The sequence below is a fragment of the Streptococcus sp. 23.2 genome (assembly GCF_016648665.1).
Taxonomy (GTDB): Bacteria; Bacillota; Bacilli; order Lactobacillales; family Streptococcaceae; genus Streptococcus; species Streptococcus salivarius_E.
The window spans coordinates 1-6906 of sequence record NZ_JACLQJ010000004.1; the positions used below are offsets into that span (position 1 = coordinate 1).

Consider the following 6906-nt stretch of genomic DNA (forward strand, 5'->3'; position numbering starts at 1 on the left):
TCGAAGCTGAATTCGTTAGCTTTCAATTCACGACCTTCCAAGCGTTTAGTGAAGTTGAAGTCTACTGAGATAGGTACACTGTTCACACGTTTTTGAGTTGGTTTTTCTGGAGTTTCTACAGATTTACTTACTGGGTTGTAAACGTGAACGATTTGGTTCGCTTTGTTTTCGATGTCTACGCCACCTGCAACGTCAGCTTTAACTGTTGCTGGAATATCGAATTTGTAGTAGCGACCAAATGCAAATTTAGTTGTGTCGACAACTTGAGTGTTATCAGCATCACCTAAAGATTTGTTCATAGAAGCTTTAGATGTTGCTGTAATGACGCCATTTTCAACCTTGATGTCAAACTTATCAGTTACGTCAGCACCACTTTCACTGTCATAAGCTTTAATATCAGCAGCGTTGACAGTTAATTTATCTGCATCATAAGTATCAGAGATACCAACAGATTGGATGTTGTTTCTGTCAGTGAAGTTCTTAGTATCCAACCATACTTGGTAGTAGATCTTTTCACCACGTTCAACTGACTTCGTATTGATATTTTCTGCTTCGTTATTTGAAGTTCCATCTGCGTATGGATTTGCATTTGTAGCAGTGTACTCATCGGTCAACTCATCGTCATCATCTACAAGTTTTGATCCTGTAATGTCAAATTTCTCTTTGTTAAGAACAAATTTTTCAGGTTGGAATTCAGGTGTTTCAGGAGGAGTGATTTTGTTGTTGAATTCTTTATCATCAGTTCCTTCTGTTGATGTTCCATCAGCATTGACACCGCCAGTTGATGTTACGTTTGTTACAGTAGTCAAGGTGTGACCATTCTTAGCAACTTCAACAGTGATCGTTGCCTTCATAGTGTCATACGTCATACCTACTTCTTTAGCTGCAGGGATAACTTCTTCTACAGTATAAGTGTGAGTACCTACTTTAGTATTATCAAATGAAATTTCTGTAAATGTTACAGTTCCATCTTTTTTGTTAGCTACAGTTTCAACTTCTTGACCGTTTGCATCTTTAAGGATGAACCTGAATTCGCCATCTTTAAGTTCACGTCCAGCCAATTTCTTAGTGAAGTCAAATTTCACTTTAACTGGAGCTACGACAACGTTGTTGAACTCTGTATCAGTTGTTGAAGATGTTTCACCTTTAGAAGAGCTGTAAGTAACAGTAGCTTTTAAATCACCTGCTTGGTTTTTTTCAGTAACAACTACAGTCATGATAGTTTCCATGGCATCGTAGTCAACATTTTTATCTTCTCCAGCAACTTCTGTTACTTTATATTTGTAAGTTCCAACTTTAGTAAAGTTAATATCACTAAAAGTTACCTTGCCAGATTTATTTGTGACGGTTTCAGTATGACCACCTTCAAGTTCTTCACCTGAATCATCAGTTTTCAATTCAACAAGTTTAAAGCTGAAGTCATTATCATTAAGTGTTCGCTTATTCTCTACATTTTTATCTTCGAGAACCTTAGTAAATTCAGGAGTTACCTTAGTAGCTTCACCTTTAACATAGTAGTAGACCGTTTCATAGTTGGGCGTCAATTTATTTTCCAAACGGAAAACGTTACCTGAAGAAACTGGAACGCCATTAATAGCATATGCAGCTCCAGTAGCGCCACGGTTCGCATAAAATTCACCCGCAGCTGAATAACGTGGTTGATAGCCAGCAGCTTCTGAGGCACTCACCTCAGTAATTGTATACTCTATAGTATTATTAGCTGCTTCCCCTCCCCAGGACATTTTATAAAATGTCCCGTTTGGACGTTTATAGATAAAATCAGCTACGTTAGGTTTACCATATTCCAAATCACCAAGATAGTTTGTATTTTGTTTATCCGAGAAAATAGCAAATGGTTTTCCAACAACAAGCTTATCACGTAATTCTGGTTTCAAACCATCTCTAACTGGCTTATTATTATCTTTATTCCATCCAGCATCATCGATTTCAGGATACTTACCGAAGTCTTCTGGGTGGTCAATTTTATTGTTACTTCCAGGACGAATTACTGTTTCATAAACCTTAACATAGCCATCAGTGTTTAAATCTTTAGAAATTTTATTTAGACTGTCAGATTTGATTGCCCACATTTCAATACGGACAGTACCATCTTCGCCTACAACTTCTTTAATACGTTTTACACCACCTTCAGCATTGGCAACGTCAAACCAACGTTGGCCAACTTCGTAAGGTTTTTTTAGAACATCTACAAGCGAGCGTGAATCTGCTGTTTGATATAGCTTATACCCATCAAAAGCACGAAGAGCTGAAGCATGGAAATCTTGCCCTTCCATACCAGTAAGTGTAAATGAACCAAGACTCTCTTCAGAGCCTGTTGCACGATATGTTTGTGCATCAACTTGTGGAGTTCCAGCGTCATTTACCAGCTTGTAGTCACCTGCCGTAGAAGAATTCATCACATAACTACTGCCATTTGAGACAAAGTTTCCAACCAAGCGATTTGGATCATAAGTTGATGAATTTTTATCAACAACTTTATAGTAAGTCGTCTTAGTAGTTAGACGTGGGATGTAATATTGAGGATCAGTTATAGTCGTTCCTTCGTTGGCTGTGTTAACTACATCATAAATTTGAATCGCAGTACGTTGACCATCGAAATCATTAGCAGAACCGTTGAATTTCCATGTTGCACGGAGAGCTGGACGATCTGTCTTATCAGCATCTTTAACATTTTCAAATCGGAATTCAATATAAGCCTGTTTATTGCCTGAAATAGGTGCTAGAGTAGCCTGACCAAGATTCACTGTTCCTGCACCACTAATTTGTTTTGTTTCTTTAACAGTGTTTGTAGCACCATCAACCAATTCTATTGTTACATTAGTTGAGTTATCATATGGTTTAGACATACGATAATAGAACTTAGTATTATACTCTGTATTGAATCCCATCAAATCAGTAACAATATATGTATACTGAGATGCACTCGGATTCAATTGGTAGTTGATTCCTGCAGTAACATGGTCAGTAGGATCTTTTGGTGTAGGGACTACAAGTGGACGATTCTTAAGTTTTGCACCATTTGGATCACTCATCACTGGTGTTGCAGCTGCTGAACCTACTGTATGACTAGTTGATACAGGGTCTGTTGCCGAACGACGATTACGACGACGGCCACCTTCTGTAACCAAAGTAGCAGCATTACTACGTTCATTATTCGCTATTGCAACTGAAGTAACGTCTACACCAGCGCTTGCTACGTTAGCACGTGTAGCAACATTTGGTTGGGCAGTTGTAGCTTCTGCTGCTGTTTCAGCTGTTTCTGTATTTCCAGCTACTGGAGCTGCTGTAGCTGAAGCATTTGAAGCTGCTGTTGTTGAAGCGTTTGAAGCTGCTGTAGCCGAAGCTGTAGTTTCAACGTTGTTGCCAGCTGCATTTGTAGATGCAGCTGTAGCTGGTTTAGCTGTTTCTGTAGCAGCTTTTTCAGTTGGTTTTGCAGTTTCTGTAGCTTGTTTGTCAGTTGTCTCTGCGGCAGCCTTATCTGTTGTTGAAGCTTCTGGTGTCAAGTTAAATGTTGACGCAGTTGCATCAGTTGAAGATACAGCTGCAGTAGGATCTGCTTGAGCTGTTGATGCTGTAGGCGTTTCAACTAAATTGGCAGAGCTCTCACCTGCTACCGTAGAGCTTGGTGTTGAAGATGAAGGTTCTGGGGATGTTACTTCATCAGCCTGAGCAATACGAGCAGCAAAGAGCGCTGTCCCTAGTAAGACTGAAGCGACACCAAACGAGTATTTACGCAATGAAAAGCGCTGGCGTCTATTGAAAATGTCTTTCATTAAAAGACCTCCTCTAATAAGTTAGTTAGTTATAGGTACACACTTATAAAATTAATCCAATTATAAAAGTGAGTATACTATATTCTAACATTCTGACAATTAGCGGTCAAGATTTTTGTCAAAATTTTTTAATTTTATTTTTCAATTATCTGATTATTCAACTACAAACAATCAGAAATATCGATAATAAAACAACAAAACACCTTATATAACACCATTTATTAACACTTCACTCAATATAAAAATAATTATTTAATCCTTTTATTTTCTAATTGAAACGCCATTCCAAAACTTTTTTAGAACTTCTCTATGACATTAAAAAACCGAACATTCTCTAATAATACAATTATTATCGCACATATTTGTACCCTATTTCAGAGCATTAACTTCACTTTATCCTACTATTACAGCATTGACGAATCATAACAACTATTCAAACGATTCTCATATAATTACTTCAGAGTAACATATTAAACTCAAACATTCTCCCCAAAAAGAAACCAGCAACTCAAATTGAACTGCTGGTTTACTTTATTTAAAACTAATAAGAGATTTGTCCGTCTCAATTAGATTAATCTTCTTTTTTACGACGATAACCTTGAATTCCCAGACCAAGAGCCACAATCAGAGCAGAAAAGCCTGCTACTTCGACAGTTTGCTCTGTTTCTTCACCAGTTTTGGGAAGAACTACTTGTTTTTTATATGAAGCTACTTTTGTAGTAGAAGTCTGAGAAGCTGTCTTAACAACGATTCTCGAAGCTTCATTTACTTGTTTTACTTCTTCTGGTTGCGAAGATACTACTGATTTCTTTTCAATAGAAGGATGTTCTGGTTTCTGAGTTTTGCTTGGCTTACTCATTTGTTTTATAGAAGATTTTGGTTTATCTGGACTTACCGCTATATAGTATATAGAGATATCCTCTCCTGAATTTTCAGGAATAATGGTGCTACCTGGCTGGATAGCTTTTCCTAACTTACTTGGATACTTAGGGTCCTGAAGGTAGGGTTTGTAACCTGGGATATCTGGAACAACTGGTAGACCTGATTTGGTTGGGTCTGTTAGATTATTAGGATATTTTACAGATGCAACTTCTGGAAAGTTCAAATCTGCTGATTTGAGTAGTAAGCTTCCGAGCGGTTTGTATATTACCGTTTCCTCAAGGTTTTCTTGAATAACTTTCTTAGATGACACACTTGCTTTATCAGCGTAATAGCCATCTAAAACTTCAGTCACAACTGCATCATAGGTTGCTTTATTAGCTTTCCATGCTGTTGACGAAAGTTCCTGACCAGTCACCATATCATATGTAACGGTGCGTGTCCATTGTGCATCTTGAACCTTGTCGCTTGGCGCCTTAACATTTCCATCTGATACAATATAATGAACTGTCGCTGTGACATCTTTCTGCCACTGATTTTTGCTTGGATATTTTGGACTTAGTGGATCATCTGGGTTGATTGCATCACCATCATGAGGATTCCTAGAACCTACTATTACAGTTTTATGTTTCAAAGTAACCCTCCATGCTTGGGTAACAGACGTATCAGTATCGTAGTATGCTTGTTTTGGGAACTCATCCGTTAACAATTCATAACCACGACTTTCATAAAATGCAATCTTGTCGGCTGTAGTATATTCAATAATTTCACCTGACTTACCTGTAACATGATCACTCTCAAGACTTGTACCAGTCGTTTGGTCAATATAAGTGATAGTCGCTTCTTGAATAGCTTTACGATAAACAACTGGGGTATCTTCTTCTGGCTTACTTGGGGTTATATTGAGAACATCAGTTTCATACCCTGAGATAAGTGGAGATGATGTTTTGCCCGCCTTAGTTGGATTTTCGGGATCATTCTGATATTGAATTGTTGGTACACCTTGAATTTCTTTACCATCAGTATCAACTGCAATAATCTTTCCTAACGGCTTAAATGTAACTAATTCCTCAGCGTTAGGAGCTTCTGGTGTTACTTGAAGAGAGCCCGCGTGTCCTACATTTGCAATGTAACCTGGAACTACTGGAACTGGCACACTGCCATATCTATGGCTTGACACATCCCAAGTGCTAAGACCTGAAACCATATCCTTAGTTCCTGTGAAGACAAAATCATTTTGAACCTTAGTAGCTGGTGTATTTTCACCTGCACCAATAAAGGTAACCGTCTGACTAGTGCCCTGAGTCAAAGACTCTTTCTTAGAAACCAAGATAATCTTAGTGTCAGCTGTCGCATCTGGCGGAAGGACTTGAAGATTACTTGAGTTAAAACCTGAGATGTTTTGGCCAGACTTAATCTCGTAACCTGTAGGTAGCGTTGGTAGAGAGGTTGACTCTACCTTAGTTGGATCTAGAGCGTTGGTATACGGAACAGCGTCTGTACCAACGATTTGATTCCCCGCTTCATCCACAAGAATGATTCTTCCCACTGGTGTGTAGCTGACAAGCTCTGCGACATTAGGAGTCGCTACGGTAACTTCTAGTTGACCAGCTTGAGACTTATTGGCGATGTAGCCTGGAACCACTGGAACTGGTACACTGCCGTATGTATGACTTGACATATCCCAAGTGCTGACACCTGAAACCATATCCTTTGTTCCAGTGAAGACAAAATCATTTTGAAGCTTAGCAGCTGGCGTTTTTTCACCTGCCCCGATAAAGGTAACCGTCTGACTGGTGACCTGACTCAAAGTCTCTTTCTTAGAAACCAAGATAATCTTAGTGTCAGCTGTCGCATCTGGTGGAAGGACTTGAAGACTACTTGAGTTAAGGCCCAAGATATTTTGTCCATACTTAATCTCATAACCTGCTGGTAGCGTTGGTAGAGTGGTTGACATTATCTTAGTCGGATCTGGAGCGTTGGTATACGGAACAGCGTTTGTACCAACGATTTGATTCCTTGCTTCGTCCACAAAAATGATTCTTCCCACCGGTGTGTAGCTGACAAGCTCTTCCACATTAGGAGTCGCTAAGGTAACTTCTAGTTGACCAGCTTGAGACTTATCTGCGATGTAGCCTGGAACCACTGGAACTGGTACACTGCCGTATGTATGCGAGCTTGTTTTCCAAGTAATAGCGTTTGTTGTTAAATCTTTCTTACCTGTGAAAACATA

At 39.0% G+C, this 6906-nt stretch carries 2 protein-coding genes; both read right to left on the reverse strand.

Annotated elements, in window-relative coordinates:
* A partial coding sequence (locus H7T98_RS03270) for a Spy0128 family protein (protein ID WP_195918066.1) occupies positions 1-3794 on the reverse strand: 3794 nt, incomplete at its 3' end.
* A gap of 571 nt (positions 3795-4365) precedes the next feature.
* The coding region (locus H7T98_RS03275; protein WP_201061257.1) for a mucin-binding protein at positions 4366-6906 on the reverse strand (2541 nt) is incomplete at its 5' end.